This is a genomic window from Pararhizobium sp. PWRC1-1 (genome assembly GCF_049897905.1).
Classification (GTDB): Bacteria; Pseudomonadota; Alphaproteobacteria; order Rhizobiales; family Rhizobiaceae; genus Pararhizobium.
In genome coordinates, this window is record NZ_JAFCXE010000047.1 from 1 (window position 1) to 17,041 (window position 17,041).

At 58.9% G+C, this 17,041-nt stretch carries 16 protein-coding genes and 4 pseudogenes; 16 read left to right on the plus strand and 4 right to left on the minus strand.

Annotated elements, in window-relative coordinates; genetic code table 11:
* The 9 genes and pseudogenes from ACP7E0_RS34125 to ACP7E0_RS34165 all read left to right on the plus strand — a co-directional run.
* Positions 1-124: pseudogene (locus ACP7E0_RS34125) on the plus strand (short-chain dehydrogenase/reductase); the annotation flags it as partial.
* A gap of 39 nt (positions 125-163) precedes the next feature.
* The gene (locus tag ACP7E0_RS34130) at positions 164-1,108 is read left to right on the plus strand and encodes an alpha/beta hydrolase family protein (protein WP_426131704.1); all 945 of its coding nucleotides are present in this window, start codon (positions 164-166) and stop codon (positions 1,106-1,108) included.
* 904 nt (positions 1,109-2,012) lie between these two features.
* On the plus strand, positions 2,013-2,624 hold the full coding sequence (locus ACP7E0_RS34135) for a glutathione S-transferase family protein (RefSeq protein ID WP_426131705.1): 612 nt from the start codon (positions 2,013-2,015) through the stop codon (positions 2,622-2,624).
* Positions 2,625-2,680: 56 nt separating this feature from the next.
* Complete coding sequence (locus tag ACP7E0_RS34140; RefSeq protein ID WP_426131707.1) at positions 2,681-4,747, plus strand: pyridoxamine 5'-phosphate oxidase family protein; 2,067 nt, start codon at positions 2,681-2,683, stop codon at positions 4,745-4,747.
* 128 nt (positions 4,748-4,875) lie between these two features.
* Positions 4,876-5,424, plus strand: a complete 549-nt coding sequence (locus tag ACP7E0_RS34145) for a carboxymuconolactone decarboxylase family protein (RefSeq protein WP_426131709.1) — start codon at positions 4,876-4,878, stop codon at positions 5,422-5,424.
* 70 nt (positions 5,425-5,494) lie between these two features.
* A complete protein-coding gene (locus tag ACP7E0_RS34150; protein ID WP_426131711.1) occupies positions 5,495-5,959 on the plus strand; it encodes a DUF1348 family protein in 465 nt (154 codons plus the stop codon).
* 37 nt (positions 5,960-5,996) lie between these two features.
* Positions 5,997-6,299 carry a hypothetical protein gene (locus ACP7E0_RS34155; protein WP_426131712.1) on the plus strand — a complete coding sequence of 101 codons (303 nt, stop codon included), beginning with the start codon at positions 5,997-5,999 and terminating at the stop codon, positions 6,297-6,299.
* A gap of 137 nt (positions 6,300-6,436) precedes the next feature.
* Positions 6,437-7,327 carry a LysR family transcriptional regulator gene (locus tag ACP7E0_RS34160; protein ID WP_426131714.1) on the plus strand — a complete coding sequence of 297 codons (891 nt, stop codon included), beginning with the start codon at positions 6,437-6,439 and terminating at the stop codon, positions 7,325-7,327.
* Positions 7,328-7,774: 447 nt separating this feature from the next.
* Positions 7,775-8,057 (plus strand): annotated as a pseudogene (locus ACP7E0_RS34165) (response regulator); the annotation flags it as partial.
* Here ACP7E0_RS34165 and ACP7E0_RS34170 read toward each other — a convergent pair.
* From ACP7E0_RS34170 to ACP7E0_RS34185, 4 genes and pseudogenes are all read right to left on the minus strand, one after another.
* Positions 8,049-8,192, minus strand: a pseudogene (locus ACP7E0_RS34170) (IS5/IS1182 family transposase); the annotation flags it as partial. The pseudogenes ACP7E0_RS34165 and ACP7E0_RS34170 sit on opposite strands and share 9 nt — an antisense overlap.
* Before the next feature lie 274 nt (positions 8,193-8,466).
* Positions 8,467-8,997 (minus strand): NADPH-dependent F420 reductase, encoded by a 531-nt coding sequence (locus tag ACP7E0_RS34175; protein WP_426131716.1) that lies wholly within the window; start codon positions 8,995-8,997, stop codon positions 8,467-8,469.
* Between the two features lie 89 nt (positions 8,998-9,086).
* A complete protein-coding gene (locus tag ACP7E0_RS34180) occupies positions 9,087-9,755 on the minus strand; it encodes a potassium channel family protein (RefSeq protein WP_426131718.1) in 669 nt (222 codons plus the stop codon).
* Entirely contained in the window at positions 9,748-11,079 is a 1,332-nt protein-coding gene (locus ACP7E0_RS34185) for a TrkH family potassium uptake protein (protein ID WP_426131720.1), read from the minus strand. The genes ACP7E0_RS34180 and ACP7E0_RS34185 overlap by 8 nt, the downstream gene beginning before the upstream one ends.
* A gap of 311 nt (positions 11,080-11,390) precedes the next feature.
* On the opposite strand from ACP7E0_RS34185, the gene ACP7E0_RS34190 reads away from it, so the two are divergent.
* From ACP7E0_RS34190 to ACP7E0_RS34220, 7 genes and pseudogenes are all read left to right on the plus strand, one after another.
* Entirely contained in the window at positions 11,391-12,134 is a 744-nt protein-coding gene (locus ACP7E0_RS34190; protein ID WP_426131722.1) for a Bax inhibitor-1/YccA family protein, read from the plus strand.
* Positions 12,135-12,429: 295 nt separating this feature from the next.
* Positions 12,430-13,686, plus strand: coding sequence for a cation:proton antiporter (locus ACP7E0_RS34195; protein WP_426131726.1), 1,257 nt, complete (start codon positions 12,430-12,432; stop codon positions 13,684-13,686).
* Positions 13,687-14,203: 517 nt separating this feature from the next.
* Positions 14,204-14,434: pseudogene (locus ACP7E0_RS34200) on the plus strand (acyl-CoA dehydrogenase family protein); the annotation flags it as partial.
* Between the two features lie 296 nt (positions 14,435-14,730).
* Positions 14,731-15,120 carry a hypothetical protein gene (locus ACP7E0_RS34205; protein ID WP_426131728.1) on the plus strand — a complete coding sequence of 130 codons (390 nt, stop codon included), beginning with the start codon at positions 14,731-14,733 and terminating at the stop codon, positions 15,118-15,120.
* Between the two features lie 99 nt (positions 15,121-15,219).
* Complete coding sequence (locus tag ACP7E0_RS34210) at positions 15,220-15,618, plus strand: DUF4112 domain-containing protein (protein WP_426131730.1); 399 nt, start codon at positions 15,220-15,222, stop codon at positions 15,616-15,618.
* A gap of 123 nt (positions 15,619-15,741) precedes the next feature.
* Entirely contained in the window at positions 15,742-16,209 is a 468-nt protein-coding gene (locus ACP7E0_RS34215; RefSeq protein WP_426131732.1) for an NUDIX domain-containing protein, read from the plus strand.
* 95 nt (positions 16,210-16,304) lie between these two features.
* On the plus strand, positions 16,305-16,466 hold the full coding sequence (locus ACP7E0_RS34220) for a DUF3606 domain-containing protein (protein ID WP_426131734.1): 162 nt from the start codon (positions 16,305-16,307) through the stop codon (positions 16,464-16,466).
* The last annotated feature ends 575 nt before the right edge of the window (positions 16,467-17,041 follow it).

The window sequence follows — 17,041 nt, forward strand, 5'->3', positions numbered from 1 at the left end:
GACGCCGGAAGACGTGGCAGAGGCCGTCTGGCGTACTGTCACGGAACCGGAAGCGCCGATGAAAACTCCCGCCGGCGCCGATGCGCAAACCTGGTTCCGTGAGGCGGGCCACTCGGTGGTCTGAAAACGATCACCCGGAAATCAATGCTTAAGGATCCCGACCATGAACAATCTGATCGATCTCGCCAAACATATTCCTACGCCTGAAGCCACTCTCAGTGTGGCCTATACCCCAATCCGTTTGCCGATGCCCGGCCGCCAACCGCTGGAATTGCGTCTGACCGCACCCGCGACCGGCGGCAACCTTCCCATCCTGCTGCTGTCGCATGGGTTCGGCCCTTCCAACTATATCCCGTCAAAAGACGGTTATGCCCCGTTGGCCCAGTTCTGGGCGGAACGGGGCTTCGCGGTAATCCAGCCGACGCATGCGAGTTCGCGCGTCGGTGGCTTGGCCTCAGATGCACCCGGCGCACCGTTCTTCTGGCGCGAGCGCGCCGAGGAAATAAGGGCTATTCTCGACCAACTGCCGGAGGTGGAACGGCAGGCACCCTCCGTTGCTGGTCGGATGGATCATTCGCGCATTGGCGCCGCCGGTCATTCCTTCGGCGGGCACACCGTCGGGCTCCTGTTAGGCGCGCAGCTGAATGGCGAGGATTTCTCCGATCCTCGCATCTCGGCGGGTATCCTGCTGGCTGCGCCGGGACGCGGGGAAAAGGACATGACCGAGGAAAACGCTGCCCGTTTTCCATTCTTCGACGTTGATTTCTCGACGTTGGCGACACGCAGCCTTGTCGTCTGCGGTGATACGGACGATCCGCATTTCACAATCCGTGGCCCTGAATGGCATGCGGATGCGTTTTACGATGCGCCGGGCGCAGAAGCGCTATTGATGTTGCACGGCGTCGGACACGGACTTGGCGGGATCGCGGGCCTTGACGCAAAGGAGACCGAAACCGAGGCACCCGACGCGTTGGAAGCAACCAAACGTCTAACGCTCGCCTGGCTTCAGACAGCGCTGGGAGCGGATGGAGATGCGTGGCCAAGCGCATGCCTCGCGCTCGAGGGTAAAGCGGCCGCGCTTGCGAATGTGACGCAAAGCCAGCATTAAAGTTGGTGAAGTCAATGGCGGCCAGGTTGCGCCTCGCGACCCGGCCGTTGGTGGCTTCCTTAAGGAACGGGTTGATCCTCGCCAAAGTGCTGTCGAAGCGATCATCCGCTTCTGCATTGCGCATGAAATCGGCGCGTTCAATCAGATTTCTCGCAGCGTCGCGGTCCGCTGGAATAGCGGAACGACCTAATCGGTGAAAACATTGAGCGGCATAAGCGGTGATCGATCTTCTGGTCGGGCTGTGGTCGGTCGAGCTTAAAGTGCCCCGTCGCGCCTTTCCACTAACTTCCAAAAATTGCCTTATGCCCAGGCTCCGTAACCGCTTGATATCGCAATAATCTGACAGCTGGTCACAGGTTCGAACCCTATCAAGGCGATCGTTTCGGAGGCCCCATCGGCACTCTTCGCCTAACTTAGATGCGCCAGCAGTTGCTCATATGTGTTTCGTAAGTTATCGAAATTGCGATTGTCCAGTTGCAATTCCTTCACCCGACTGCGATCCGCTATGTGATTGTCGCGGGGCGCGTTCCTCCTCGTAGCGAGCGCAGCTTCGATCCATTCGGCAATTATGATGTTGTCTTGCATTTCTTTCCCTCACGTATTGTATAGTTGAGCGGAAAGAGTCCTACGAATAGCATCGATGATGAAGACCAAATGTTGGCAAGACATCATTCCACTTGGTGTATGAAATGGTGCTTTATCTGAAGCGGTCTGCAATTGATTGATAACGTTGCAATTGAACATGCTCGGGCCTTCGGCTTCATGACCGCTCTTTAACGAGGACTATTGCGTCAGCCGTAATTATGAACTGCGAAACGCGGCCGTTCTCAAGGGCCGCCGCTTGCTGCACCTTCGGGATGCGGATTGGGAATGAACCCGTCCAGCACTTTCGCAGGAGCACACCATGAAACTCTATCATCATCCGCTTTCGGGTCACGCGCACCGGGCTTGCCTGATGGTCTCGCTGCTTGGCTTGCCGCACGAACTGGTCGAGGTCGATCTCAAATCCGGCGCACACAAGAAGCCGGATTTCCTCAAGTTAAACCCGTTCGGCCAGGTGCCGGTGCTGGAAGACGATGGCGTTGTCGTTTCGGATAGCAACGCCATTCTCGTCTACCTCGCCAAGAAAGTTGGTCGCACGGATTGGCTCCCTGAAGACGCCGCGGGTGCCGCTGCCGTCCAGCGCTGGCTGTCGGTCGCCGCCGGCGAAGTCGCCTATGGTCCGGCCGCCGCGCGGCTGGTCACTGTTTTTGGCGCCAAGTTCAATCCTGAAGACGTCATCGGCCGCGCCCACATATTGCTGGGTCGGCTCGAAAGCCACCTCACTGATCGCAACTGGCTCGTCGGCAACGGTCCGACGATCGCGGATGTCGCGATCTACAGCTACGTTGCGCGGGCACCGGAGGGCAATGTCGATCTCTCCACCTATCCGGCGGTCGATGCATTTCTCCGTCGTATCGAAGCCCTGCCGGGATTTGTTCCCTTCGTCCAAACGCCCGCCGGCCTTGCCGCCTGACGTCCAGAGACGGGCGTGCGGTTGCGTGCGCCCGATCTTCTCGAGGGAGATGAGATATGAGCGAGACCCTGAAAACCATACCGATTTGGCACGAAGGCGAAACCTATCTTCAAGAAAAGGTCGGCGTCGTGGACCGCATGGCGGCGGTCGGCCAGCGTGTGATCCGCGACTTCATGCCCGATCAACACCGGGATTTCTATGCCCAACTGCCATACATCGTTCTGGGCAGTGTGGACGACAGAGGCGATGCCTGGGCCACTTTCGTCGAGGGTCGGTCCGGCTTCATGTCTTCTCCCTCACCAACCGCGCTTAACATCGCTGCAGAAAGCGATGCCAGCGACCCTGCAAACGAGGGCTTGGCCGACGGCCGGCCGATCGGTCTTCTTGGCATGGAGATGCACACAAGGCGCCGCAATCGCATGAACGGGGTCGTTTCCCGCTCACCGGAGGGCTTCCGAGTCGATGTCGACCAAAGCTTCGGAAACTGCCCGCGCTATATCCAGCTGCGTGACTTTGCGTTCGTTCGCAATCCGGGCCAGCCGTTTGCCGGGACCGTCGAAGACCTGTCCGCGCTCGACGATGCGGCACGTTCCATGATCGCGGCGGCAGATGCCTTCTTCGTGGCATCCTATGCCGATCGCCAGGACCGACGCCAGGTCGATGTGTCGCATCGCGGCGGCAAGGCGGGCTTCGTTCGCGTCGGCGAAGACGGGACGCTGACCATTCCCGACTTCGATGGCAACCTCTTCTTCAATACGCTCGGCAATATCGTGCTGAACGGTAAGGCCGGGCTTCTCTTTGTCGATTACACAAACGGCGACATGCTGCAGATGACCGGCGACGCCGAAGTCATCTTGGATTCGCCCGAGATCGCCGCCTTCCAGGGGGCCGAGCGAATATGGACCTTCAAGGCCCGGCGGATCGTCCGGCGGCGCAACGCGTTGGCATTGCGCTGGACCCTCCGGGAAGGCGGCTGGTCTCCAAACGCCTTGATGACAGGCGATTGGGCGCTGGCCGCCGACCGGCTGCAGGCCGCAACGCTCGCCACCCAGTGGCGCGCACTGTCGGTGACTGATATCGTCGACGAAAGCGCCTCGATCCGCTCTTTTCATTTGCTGCCCGGCGATGGCGCCGGCTTGCTGCCACACAATGCCGGACAACATCTGCCGATCCGCGTCAGGATTCCGGGCGCTGACAAGTCTGTCATCCGTACCTATACGCTGTCCGCCGCTCCGTCCGACGGCATCTATCGCATCAGCGTCAAGCGCGACGGTGCGGTGTCCCAATACCTCCACGATCATATCCGCGTTGGTGACACGATCGAAGCGCGGGCGCCGGCCGGCGATTTCACAATCGACGCGAACGTCACAAGGCCCGCAGTCCTGCTTGCCGGCGGCGTCGGCATCACGCCGCTGCTCGCCATGCTGCGCCATGTCATCTACGAAGGCCTCCGCAAGCAGCGCATCCGGCCGATCATCCTGTTCCACGCGGCTCGTTCGAAGAACGAGCGGCCGTTCGACCGGGAAATCGCCGAGCTCGTCAATGCAGGCCAGGGGGCCGTCAGGCTGATCCGGGTCCTCAGCGACGCCGCCGGGGCCGCAGAAGGCATCGACTACGATGCAATCGGTCGTATCGATATGGAACTCCTCTCCCGTCACCTGCCGTTCGGCGATTACGATTTCTACGTCTGCGGGCCGCCGCAGTTTACCCAGTCCCTTTACGACGGGCTGCGGGGCTACAATATTGCAGACAGTCGCATCCACGCGGAAGCCTTCGGCCCATCATCCCTGACGCGAACGCTCGACGCCGGCGTGACCGCGCCAGTACGCCAGCCGCCGTCGACAAAGCCTGTGTCAGTCGCCTTCATGGGATCACTGAAGGAGGCGCGCTGGACCCCTGAAGCCGGCACCCTGCTGGAACTGGCGGAGTCGCGGGGCCTGGAACCGGAGTTCAGTTGCCGCGAAGGCACATGCGGCACCTGCCGGACCAAGCTCACCAAGGGTGCGGTGACCTACATAAAGGAGCCGACGGCGGCGATCGCCGAAGGAGAAGTCCTGCTGTGCTGTGCGGTTCCGACTGAGCAGGACAATGGTCAGGAAAACCGGATCCAGCTCGAACTCTGATGCGCCTGATTGATGCATCTGACGCAAGAGTATCTTCCTCGTTTTCGACATTCACCATCAAGCCAAACCGGCGCATCTTCATCAGGACGAAAGGGACAGCCTTTCGCAATCACATCAAGGAGATAGACATGTCACGCATTCCAACGCCAGCCACGATCAACGATGCGCCGGAAGCATCCCGCCCCGTGCTCGAAGCGATCCAGAAGCAGATCGGCTCCGTCCCGAACATCTTTCGCCTGGTATCGAACAGCCCCGCTGCCTTGAACGGCCTGACGGCGCTGCAGGGCGCTCTCGGCAAGGGCAAGCTTGCACCCGCCACCCGCGAACGAATCGCGCTCACCATGGCCGAAGCCAATGGCTGCGACTACTGCCTGTCCGCACACAGCTATACGGGCACAAAATTCGCCAAGCTGGATGAAAACGAGATCGACGCCAACCGCCGCGGTACGTCGAACGATGCGAAGGCTGCTGCCGCCGTCGAATTCGCGCGGGCGCTTGTCGATGCTCGCGGTTCGGTTCCTCCCGGCGAAATCGAGAAGGTCCGCGCTGCCGGTTACAGCGATGCGGAAATTCTGGAAATCATCGCCCATGTCGCGCTGAACACATTCACCAACTACGTCAACGAAGCGCTTGGCACCGAGATCGATTTTCCCCGCATCGATCGCCTTGCCGCATGAGCAAATCACGAGTGGTCGCCAGCCTGCGGCCACTCTCCTTTCTTTTACCAACTCAAAAAAGGAAATGCAGATGTCCCGCCCACCGCTTCCGCCCTTCGATCAACAGAGTGCCCTCGAGAAGGTCCGCCTTGCCGAGGATGGCTGGAACAGCCGCGATGCCGCTAAGGTGGCGCAGGCCTATACGCTCGACACACGCTGGCGCAACCGCGCCGAATTCGTCACCAGCCGCGCCGAGGCTGAAGCCTTTCTGACGCGCAAATGGACCCGCGAACTGGACTACCGGCTGATCAAGGAGATCTGGGCCTTCCAGGGCAACCGCATCGCTGTTCGCTACGCCTATGAATACCACGACGACAGCGGGCAGTGGTTTCGTGCCTATGGCAATGAGAACTGGGAATTTGCCCAGGATGGTTTGATGCGCGCGCGCCACGCGAGCATCAACGAACAGCCGATCAAGGAATCCGACCGCAAATTCCATTGGCCACTCGGCCGCCGGCCGGACGACCATCCGGGCCTGAGCGACTTCGGCTTTTGAGGCCGAGCACACGACGCACTTTTTAGGACGAAATGACATGACTGGTTTCAAACTAGATGCGCGAGCACGATTGTCGATAGAACTCGCGCTTACCTCCAACAGCGGTGACGATCATTTGATGCGACGTCTCGAAAAAGGCGCAAGGACGTTGGGGATGACCGGTGCGGAAATCGACATGGCCCGCAGCGGTTCGAGCTTCGATTTCCAGTTATCCAAGGCGATAGCTCTGGCGCTCGCACCTCACAGCGAGCGCCGCGCTTGCGCCATGACAGCCGGCATCGAGGCTCAGGTCTGCGCAGAGATTGAAACTATCGCTGCGTCTTACGTGGATCCGGATTGAAGTCCGCATATATCTCGCCAGGCATTTTCTCTTCCTTGCAATCAATCTCGAATGGTCTTGCGGGACGTCTTTCGAGATTGGTACAACTTCATGCGCAATGGCGGGTTCATTTAGCACGAGCAAATTTGGGGGATTCAATGGATCGATGGCAGGCGATGAAAATCTTCGCAAGGGTTGCGGAGACCGAGAGCTTTGCGGAAACTGCGCGCCACATGCATATGAGCGCACCCGCGGTGACACGGGCCGTTGCAGCGCTTGAGGACGTTATCGGTGCCCGCCTGTTCGTTCGCACCACGCGATCCGTCAAGTTGACGGAGGCGGGGACACGATACTACGAGGATTGCCGCCGCATACTGGCCGACATCGCGGAGGCGGAAGCAGCGGCTGCGGGCTCCTATGCCAAGCCGACAGGTACACTGGCCATCACGGCATCGGCCTTGTTCGGGCAAATGTATGTGCTGCCTGTTGTTACCGAATTCCTGAACACCTATCCGAACATGCATGCCAGGACGCTGTTTATCGATCGCCCGGTCAACATCATTGAAGAGGGGGTAGACGTTGCCGTCCGCATCGGCCATTTGCGGGATTCGGGTATCGCCGCTATCAAAGTGGGCGCGGTTCGACATGTCATTTGTGGATCTCCAAGATATTTTGAGAGCCACGGCGTTCCAGAGACGCCGGCTGACCTCAAGAACCATCGGATTGCCGCCTCAACAAGCGCCTGGGCCTCGCCGGAATGGCGCTTTGCAAACGATCATCGCGTGACGATCGACCCCAAACTTCAGTGCAATACGAATGAAGCCGTAATCGCGGCGGCCAAAACAGGGTGGGGTTTGAGCAGGGTTCTACACTACCAGATCGGCCCCGCGCTTATGGCAGGCGAACTGCAGATAGTTCTCAGCGACTATGAGGAGCCGGCAATGCCCATCCATATCCTTCATCCCGAAGGGCGACACGCGCCTGCAAAGGCCCGGGCATTTGTCGACATGGCAGCCGCTCGCTTGCGGGAAAACCGGTTATTGAACTAAGTGCAGACGTCCGGTTCGAACCGGGCGCCCTAGCCGTGCGGATTTCGCGGTGCGCATTCAGCTAGTATGACCATTTGCATTTGGGTGCTTTCGTAAAGCCGAGAGCCGTCACAGCTTGAACTGCGCCATTGCAGTGGATGATCGCAGCGCTTATTGATGATGCTCTTTCATTCTTGCTCTGCTTTGACCGTAGCACCCTGCGGCAGGATGATGGCGGCAAGAATGACAGAACAGTTTTCAAGCAGCCCATTGCAGGAGAGCCGTCGGATAGACATGTTTTCGACGCATCGCCTCCGCGAACTCGTTGATGTCCGCTCTAAGCCGACGGGCGGCATCACGCCTAAATCGATGAAGGGTTGGGTTGATGCAACGCAAGCCCTCGAACCGAGACGCGCGTCGAAGGACGCTTGCGGCTAAGGTCGCAAGCATTCACCAAAGGCACATCAAATGGATCAAATCGATTATACCTCACGGTCGATGAAGACGGCTAGATGCGCGAGCTGGTATCGAACTATGTCAAGAAAAGCCGATTTCGCGTCTCTGTCGTCGCGAACGGTCGTCACATGCTGTCTTTCCTGGAAGCGGAATCGGTGGATCTGATCGTGTTGGACGTCATGATGCCCGGCGATGACGGCCTGGTCTTGTGCGCGAACCGAGGGCCGGAAAATAAAGGGCCACTCCCGTGCTGATGCTGACGGCGCTGACCGACGAGACCGACCGCCGCTTGGGGTGCATCTCCCTTCTGACCGGCGGTGAGCACGAAGCGCACGGGGCATCCAAGGCCACGCACCGCCATATGGATTTTGGTGCTCAAGCCACCGCGAGAACGGCCAAGGGCCTGATCCGCGATTACCCCATGTTTAGCGTTCGGCCATGGGCGCCTTTCGCTGCCGGCTTTACGGCGTAAGATCGCGTGAACCCGGCGATGTCCCTAGGTCGGCATCTCGGACGGCTACGATCTCCAGGAACCGCTCATATCCCACACCACGAACATCTTCGCGCGGGCGCACCCTTTCACCGGCAGATCATAGCGCTGATGTTCGACTTCCTCGGCCGCAGCTCAGCGCGTTAGGAGCGAGAACCGTGACAGACTGCCCTGTCCCTTCTGCCCGACGCAGCTCCCCAATGGGGACCCACCCTCAGCGCGACGTAAGTCGGCGTGCCCTGGCGAGGTTGGAGATGAGTTCGTGCTTGGTCTGTTGATTGAGCGCGACCCAGGCCGGCTGACCGGGAGCGCTACGCCAGGCCTCGCTCAGCGGACTGTTGTCGACAGTGTCGAAGCCGATACGGTCGAGGAGGTCGGCGGCGAGCGCGACCGCCTCCCCATAATTGCTCGAGATCGGCACGGCGATCCGGTCCGCAGCGCCGGCCGGTCGCGCGTGCGAGGCCATGTGCGGTGCCTGGATGTGGGAGAAGGCCTGCACGATCTTGGAGGTGGGCAGATGCTCCTGCCGCAGCTCGTAGATCGTTTTCTCGCCGGAATCGACCCGCGGATAGTTCCCGTCGCGCCAGATCATGTAGTTGTTCGTGTCGAGCACGATCTTACCAGCCAGTTCTTCGACGGGCATGTTGTTCACGAGCTTGAGCGGCACCGCGATCACGGCGAAGTCGCCAGCCGCGGCAGCCTCGGCAGCCGTTCCGGCGCTTGCGGACGGACCGAGTTGGGTCAACCAATCGCTTTAGGGTTTCGGGCCGCGCGAGCAATCAAATACAATCTGAGAGACGCAATCAAGCGAAGGCGGCCTTGGAAAATTCGTCCTCATCCAAGCGCAGCGAAACTCTCAACCAGGTGTGTTGGTCCCGAGACGATCAGCAGGTCGCCGCTTTCAATCAGCGTTTCCGGCCTGGCGTAGGTAAAATCCTGGCGCGGGCGTTTTACCCCGACGACGGTGACCCCGTATTTGCTGCGCAGGGCGGATTGCGCAAGAGTATGGCCGATCGCCTCGTGTGGCGCGCGGGTCTTGACGATGGCAAAGCCGTCATCGAACTCGATGAAGTCGATCATCTTGCCTGTAACCAGATGGGCGACACGTTCGCCCATGGCCGCTTCGGGGTATACGACGTGATGCGCTCCGGTTCGCTGCAACAGGCGGCCGTGCCGGCCGCTCATTGCCTTTGCCCAGATATCCTTCACGCCCACCTCGCTGAGCGCCAGCACGGTCAGCAGGCTGGCCTCGATATCGGTGCCGATCCCGACGACGGCGCGAGAAAAACTAGGAACGCCGAGGCGGCGTAACGTCTCATTGTTGCTGGCATCGGCCTGGACGACGTGCGTGAGTTTGTCGGCCAAGCTCTGCACCAGTGCCTCATTCTCGTCAATCGCAAGGACCTCGTGGCCAAGTCGGACGAGGGATTCGGCAAGCGCTCCGCCAAAGCGGCCCAGGCCGATGACGACAACGCTATCGGGATTGGACGATTTCCTAGCCAACGATGGGGCGCTCCTGTGGATAGCGGTAAGGCCGTCTCATGCTACGCAATGCCAAGCTGGTGGCAATGGTGATCGAGCCGACGCGACCGATGAACATCAGAACAACGAGAATGATATGGCCGGACGGCGGCAGGCTGGCAGTAATGCCGGTGGACAGGCCGACAGTGGCAAAGGCCGAGATGACCTCGAAAAGCACTTTTTCCAACGGTAGGTGGCTGACGGCGAGCAGGGATAACGTTCCTAGCCCAACCAATGCCACAGCAAGTAGTGCGACGGTTAGCGCCTGACGCTGCACCTCGGGTGATATCCGGCGGCGGAATGCGACCGTGTCGGGTTCGCCGCGCACCTCGGCCCAGACGACGAGGCCGAGGATGAAGAAGGTCGATACCTTGATGCCGCCAGCTGTTCCCGCGCTGCCACCGCCGACCAGCATCAGGGCAAAGGAAACGGTCAGCGTCTCGATCTGCATTGCCCCCGTATCGACCGCGTTGAAGCCCCCGCTCCGCGTCATCACAGAGTGAAATGCAGCATTCATCATCCGTTCCATCGGGGGAAAGGCGCCAAGGGTTGCGGCGTTGTTCCATTCGAAGGCGAGGGTGGCTACAGCGCCGGTGGCGAACAGGATCGCGGTGCCAAGCAGTGTGATCTTGGTATGAACCGCCCAGCGCGCAGGCGTCAGCGGATTGCGCCGGATATCGGCAAGCACCGGAAAGCCGATGCCGCCTATGATCACTCCGAACGCGATGGGGATGAGCACAAGCCAATCAAGGGCAAACGGCACGAGGCTGCCGGAATAGGTCGAAAAGCCCGCATTGTTGAAAGAGGAAACGGCTTTGAACAGACCGTTCCAAAGAGCATCGGGCCACGCTTCGCCGTAAGTGTAGTGGAAGCGAAGTGTCAGGACGAGCATTATCGCCGCCTCAACCGTGAGGGTGACTATCAGGGTCAGCTTCAGAACACTGGCGATCTCCCCAACGGCGAGCGTACGGGTTTCGGCCTGGGCGATCAGCCGCGTGCTAAGCCCGAGTCGTCGGTTCACCAAAAGGCCCAGCAGGGTTGCGCCCGCCATGATACCGAAACCGCCAACCTGTATTAGGGTGATGATCACAGCGCGGCCGAAATTACTCCAGAAAGACGAGGTATCAACTACGGTCAAGCCGGTGACGGAGACGGCAGACGTGGCGGTAAAGAGCGCCGTAACAAAATCCGCGCCGCCGGGGCTTTCGCTGGCGAAGGGCAACATCAGCAGGCCTGTCCCCACGGCAATCGCGATCAGAAAGCCTGCAGGTATGATCCGGGTGGGCGTACTTAGTGTGGAAATCAAAAAAACATTCCCGTTCAGCAACCTGTTCCACGACGCCGAGGGATTAGACCTCAGCCCTCATCTTTAGGCACATCCTCCTCTTGAGTATTCCTCCGCAACTTTTGAGCGGTTGGTGTGGCCAGCAGGCACGGGCGGTATTCCCCTAGAGGTATCAGCCCTTGCGGTCTTGTGTAAGTCGTATTTCGACATCATAATCCCTACAGGCATGCTGGAGCTCTGCAGCGGCGCCTGGGTTAAGTGGCTGGCACCCTTGAGGATGCGCCCTTACCGCCCGACACCGTAAACTTAACCGGGGCTTTTAAGAGGAAACAATGGCTGATCTTAGAAACTACCAAACCCGAATGTCGCCTGCCGGCGCACAGGCGGGGGCCGTAATCGACGAAGGTCTGCGCACCTATATGCTCAAGGTGTACAACCTGATGGCCCTCGGTTTGGCGATCACCGGTATCGCCGCCTACGCCTCTTTCCAGTTCGCTTTTGCGGATGGGCAGCTGACAGCCTTCGGTCAGGCGATCTATGTGAGCCCGCTGAAGTGGGTCGTCATGCTCGCACCGCTGGCTCTGGTGTTCTACATGAGCTTCCGCATCAACTCAATGAGCGTGTCGGCCGCGCAGACGACCTTCTGGGTCTATGCAGGCCTGATGGGCCTCTCGCTGTCGTCGATCTTCCTGATCTACACCGGCCAAAGCATCACCCAGACGTTCTTCGTCACGGCCGCTTCGTTTAGCGCTCTGTCGCTCTACGGCTACACCACCAAGCGTAGCCTGTCCGGCATGGGTTCGTTCCTGATGATGGGCCTGTTCGGCCTGATCATCGCCTCGATCGTCAACATCTTCCTCGCCTCGTCGGCGCTTGATTTTGCGATCTCGGCTATCGGTGTTCTGATCTTCGCAGGCCTCACCGCCTACGATACCCAGAAGATCAAGGAAATGTACTTCGAAGCAGACGGTGCCGAAGCCGCTGGCCGCAAGGCCATCATGGGCGCCCTGACGCTGTATCTCGACTTCATCAACCTGTTCCTGTTCATGCTGCGTTTCCTTGGAAACCGTGAGTAGTTGGAACGAACTGTAATCGGAAGGGGCGGCTTCGGCCGCCTTTTTTTGTGTAACAAGCAATCACAGGAAAGCGAGACGAGCAATCGCGGCCCGAAATCCATTAATGCAGCGTCGTTGGGCGAGAGGTGAATGGCGCCGCCGAAATCGGCGAGGCCACCGTGTCGCCGCCATTGTGGTAATTTTACTTCGCAGTGGATTGAGTTGAAAATCCGCTTCCACGCATGAATGCACGGAACATTCCCGGGCGCGAGAGCTTCACGCCGGAGCAGCACCGCGACGGGCGTGAGGTGGACAATTGGACATTTATGGTTGGGAGCTAGACCCGTATCCAGTCGCCCTCACAGCGGCTGGGCTGCTCATCGCGCTTGTCGCGTGGCTGCCTCTGGCTCTTCGACGCCTTCCGCTGTCGCTGCCTATAGTGTGTCTTACCATCGGCGGCTTGATTTACACGGTTCCCCACATCGGCCTGGACCCGTCTCCGAGCGCCCATCCGCATGCCACTGAGCGACTGACCGAGTTCGTGGTCATTGTCGCCCTTATGGGAGCAGGCTTGAAGATTGATCGCCGCTTCTCGTTCAGGGGATGGGGGATGTCTTGGCGCCTGCTCCTGATCACGATGCCGTTGAGCATTCTGGCTATTATGCTCGTAGGGATGGGTGTGTTAGGCTTGAGTGCAGTCGCGGCCCTTCTGCTCGCAGCAAGCCTCGCTCCCACGGATCCCGTCCTGGCGGTGGACATTCAGGTTGGCGGGCCTCTGGAGGGTGGAGAGGATACGGTGCGCTTTGCACTGACGTCTGAAGCCGGCCTGAATGATGGCTTCGCCTTTCCTGTTGTGCACCTTGCCATTTTGCTCAGTGTCGCAGCGACCACCGGAGAGCCATGGTTTACACAATGGCTGGCACTTCATGTCTTCTGGGAAATTATCGCAGGAATTGGATGCGGTTGGCGCGTAGGACGAATATTCGGCTGGGCAACCTTCAAGATGCCCGGCGACACGTTGGCAAAGACGGGCGATGGGTTGGTAGCCATCGCCGCCACTTTTGTCTCCTATGGCGTGTCAGAAATGCTGCACTGCTACGGGTTCTTTGCAGTCTTTGTCACTGCCCTGACGTTGCGCAATTCGCATCGAGAACATGATTTTCAACGCGATATGCACGACATCACCGAGCAGATCGAGCGCATCGCCATGATGCTCTTGCTGCTTGCCTTTGGCGGTGCAATCGTCAATGGTTTGCTAGCAGGGATCGGGTGGGCCGAGGTTTTATCGGTCATCCTGATCTTGCTTGTCATCAGGCCCATCACCGGCATTCTCGCGTTAATCGGTGCCCGTGCTTCCAAGGGGGAAAAACTGTCCATCGCGTTTTTTGGCATTCGCGGCGTCGGTTCGTTCTACTATCTTGCCTATGGCATTAACCACGGAAACTTCCAAGATGCGGATAGACTTTGGGTCATTCTCTCGCTCGTCGTGTTCGTCTCGATCCTTATGCATGGACTAACCGTTACTCCGGCAATGCGTTGGCTGGATCGACGGCAAGGGCGCGAGGTCGATTGAGCTCTTTTGTTCTGTGTCACCTACTCAGGGAATACGTTTGGCGAGGCAGGTGCCCCGCCATCGCCATAGGAGGCGGCGAGCAGGATGATCCGCTTTGCCTTCGGCCAGCTGGCGGGATTAAAGCCAGTAATCGGTCCCACATATACGAAGTCCCTGTGCAGAGAGTGCGGATTTGCAGGGTAGCTGCAAATCCTCGCGTCGTGCCGCCTTCGCTGGCGACCAGCACGATGGTAATAGCGGGGCGAGTTGTGACTGCAAGCGAATGGCAACCTGAGCGCAGAGCCAGGAACAGGTCTGGTACAGTGTCCGAGCCGATTTTGTCGCAAATAGATCGGTGATTAGCACTGATTATCAACGTTATTTGACCGCCTCCACAAACAGAACGAGTGTGCAAACGCTGTAGAATGCTGCAATATGCCAATTTAGAGCAATTTCCCGTCTGATTGAATCGATCAGGGTTTTCAAATCAGTGTCCAACTGATTCAACCTCCATGCTGGTGAAGGAGGCCAGCATGGAAAAACCGTCAACGAGGTTATGATCGGCCGTTCCTTGGTCGCGCGGCACGCTATCGAGGTGACGGAGCTTGCAATTGAGGTCGCGGGCGGCGCGGCATTCTATCGAGAGAACGGGCTGGAGCGCTGCTTTCGTGACATACAGGGCGCTCGCTATCATCCGATGCGGCCCGGAGCCCAGGCGCTTTACGCGGGTTCATTCGCACTCGGACTTCCCACCGAGAAGATTTTCTAGCGCCTGGCGCAACGTCGAACTCCGCGGAATCATAGGATAGGTGGGCTAGTTTGATATTCAGAATCCGAATGGATGAGCCCCGCCAGCAGGGACGACAAAGCAGCCTCGTCCGCTTCGGGCAGACAGCGGAAATGATTTCCGCTTCGCGCCTCATTTCGGTCGTTCATTGATCTAACGGTTTCTCCATACAACAGCGATGGCGTGAGCCGCATTTTGCATTCGCATCTGCGGATCTTTTTGTTAGCGCGCGCGTTGTCAGGCAGGTTTTCAACTACCTGCGCCGTCTGGAGGACATAATGACATCCGATAAATCGAAGGACGAACCCGTGCTGGGTGAACCGATCCCCGTGGCGGTGATCGACGTCGCCCGTCAGACGATCTCTATCCCTAAACAGAAGGCGCAAGACCCCGCAGAACAGATTTCGGCCCTGCGTCGAGAACTGGAAGCCTTGAAAATTGGTATCGAAGACGCCGGAAAAACCGTGGCAGGACGAGCGAAGAAGGCGGGGCGACGCCTGGAGGACAGCGTTGGCGGATATCCCGTTACATCCTACGGAGCAGTCGTGGTGGCAACCGCTTTTGTTGCGCTTTTGATCGGCCGCCTCGTGTCTCCACCGGAACCTCCGATGAGCCGATATCGCAGGATGCTTCGCCAACTCCGCCACCAGCTCGAACAGCGGTATTGAAAGTAACTTTTGATCGCATTGTGAAGATAAGCGTCGGCGGATAGGACGAACGACGGATGCGATCTCGACGGAGGAGCCAGCTCCCAATGCAGGTGCGTATTGAAGGTTACTAACGTCAACTACGAGGATCGAATACGACGCCTGCGCCGAATACACGCTCTCGCCAGGGTGATGGATACTGCGATACGGATACCAGGAACCGGGATTAGATTTGGCGCAGATTCCGTCCTCGGCCTGATCCCAGGAGTGGGTGATGCCGGAAGCGCGCTGGTCGGCCTCTTTATCGTCAATGAAGCTCGTCGACTAGGAGTTCCGAAGCACATGCTCGTCAGAATGCTGGGAAATCTCGGAGCCGATGCCGTCACTGGAAGCGTTCCGTTGCTCGGTGATCTCTTCGATGTCTACTTCAAGTCCAATCGCCGTAACCTGCAAATCCTGCTTGACCACTTCGATATAACCGAGGACCAATTGGTTCGAGCGCAAGGTCGGAAAGGATAATGTGCAGCGCCTTGTCGAAAGGGTTGCATCGGACAATCAAAGCGGGCGTAGATTGGCTATCACCGCCCGCATCCCGACGTGCTGCAAGGCGTTCGGGCTTGCTCGTGATTGGTGGGGGCCCACATGCCAGTACGTAGCGCCGGACTGCTTCTATTCCGCCGTATCATCGGAGAGCTCGAAGTTCTGCTCGTGCATCCCGGCGGACCGTTTTGGACGAAAAAGGACGAGGGAGCATGGTCGATCCCTAAGGGATTGGTCGAGCTCGGCGAAGACGACCTTGCAGCCGCGGTCCGAGAGACACGCGAAGAACTCGGCGTCGACATCGACGGACACTTCACCCCGCTTGGCGAGTACCGACAGCCTGGTGGGAAGACGGTCGTCGCATGGTGCATAGAAGCCGATCCGATCTTGGACGTGGACGACGTCCAAAGCTCCACGTTCACAATGGAGTGGCCACCCAAATCCGGCCTGTTCAAAAGCTTTCCTGAAGTGGACCGCGCAGGCTGGTTTACCATCGATGAAGCTGCGGTAAAGATACTTAAGGGGCAACGCCCCATGCTTGCCTCTTTGGACCAGCACCTTCGCATGTAGCGGGCGCGCGAAATGACCGCACAATTCAGCGGGTGTGCGGGAACTGTTTGAATCGACACCCGTTTCCTACGGTAAACAACAAAATGGAGCGATTCATGACAACCACCACCCGCGGCCGCAATCAGGACCGAGCCCGCGTCGCAGCAGGCCAACCGCATGAAGTTCAATACGAGGCCAAGAAGGAGGGCGTCTCGAAGGATTCGGTAAAGAAGGTCGGCAACAGTCGCAAGAAGATCGAAGCGGACTTGAAAAACTAATGGCTGGCTCGACCGGAAGGTCAGACGGAGCCCACGACAGGGAGAGCCTCTTTCAGGTTCTCCCTGCGTCTCAAGAGCGGCAGCGCGCCACATGGATGGCCGATAACTTGCCCTAGTCGATTGCCGGCTCGCTGCGGACGGACCCCGTGCCGCCTCAGACGTGATCACGCTCCGGACCGATGGGCTGGATTGCCGCTACAGGTTGCTGGTCGACGCAATCACCGACTATCCAATCTGCATGCTCGACCCAAACGGACACGTCAGTAGCTGGAACTCGTCGATGGCAGGATTGCGCCTTCAAATCAGTCAAAAAGACCATCGCCGCGCCTGCGTGAAAGCTGACATCGTCTAAGCGCGGCATCACGTCGCTTGTGCGCCATTTCCGGACCTTCCGGTGCGAGGCGTCGGCGGCCAAGGCGCAGCAGTTCCGAATATCCATTTGTCACTTGTCGGGAGAGGTGGCCTGGCGGTTGCGATCGACGGCCCACCAAGCTATTCGGGCAATCCCAATATGCGTGCTCCCTCTGTAAGCCTATCGGCGACTGCCCGCGCCATGCCGACTTCGAAGAACAAGC

Bases quoted from the DNA above. Each gene is read 5' to 3' on its own strand.
- ACP7E0_RS34130 (WP_426131704.1), top strand. From the start codon at position 164: ATGAACAATCTGATCGATCTCGCCAAACATATTCCTACGCCTGAAGCC.
- ACP7E0_RS34135 (WP_426131705.1), top strand. From the start codon at position 2,013: ATGAAACTCTATCATCATCCGCTTTCGGGTCACGCGCACCGGGCTTGC.
- ACP7E0_RS34140 (WP_426131707.1), top strand. From the start codon at position 2,681: ATGAGCGAGACCCTGAAAACCATACCGATTTGGCACGAAGGCGAAACC.
- ACP7E0_RS34145 (WP_426131709.1), top strand. From the start codon at position 4,876: ATGTCACGCATTCCAACGCCAGCCACGATCAACGATGCGCCGGAAGCA.
- ACP7E0_RS34150 (WP_426131711.1), top strand. From the start codon at position 5,495: ATGTCCCGCCCACCGCTTCCGCCCTTCGATCAACAGAGTGCCCTCGAG.
- ACP7E0_RS34155 (WP_426131712.1), top strand. From the start codon at position 5,997: ATGACTGGTTTCAAACTAGATGCGCGAGCACGATTGTCGATAGAACTC.
- ACP7E0_RS34160 (WP_426131714.1), top strand. From the start codon at position 6,437: ATGGATCGATGGCAGGCGATGAAAATCTTCGCAAGGGTTGCGGAGACC.
- ACP7E0_RS34190 (WP_426131722.1), top strand. From the start codon at position 11,391: ATGGCTGATCTTAGAAACTACCAAACCCGAATGTCGCCTGCCGGCGCA.
- ACP7E0_RS34205 (WP_426131728.1), top strand. From the start codon at position 14,731: ATGACATCCGATAAATCGAAGGACGAACCCGTGCTGGGTGAACCGATC.
- ACP7E0_RS34215 (WP_426131732.1), top strand. From the start codon at position 15,742: ATGCCAGTACGTAGCGCCGGACTGCTTCTATTCCGCCGTATCATCGGA.
- ACP7E0_RS34220 (WP_426131734.1), top strand. From the start codon at position 16,305: ATGACAACCACCACCCGCGGCCGCAATCAGGACCGAGCCCGCGTCGCA.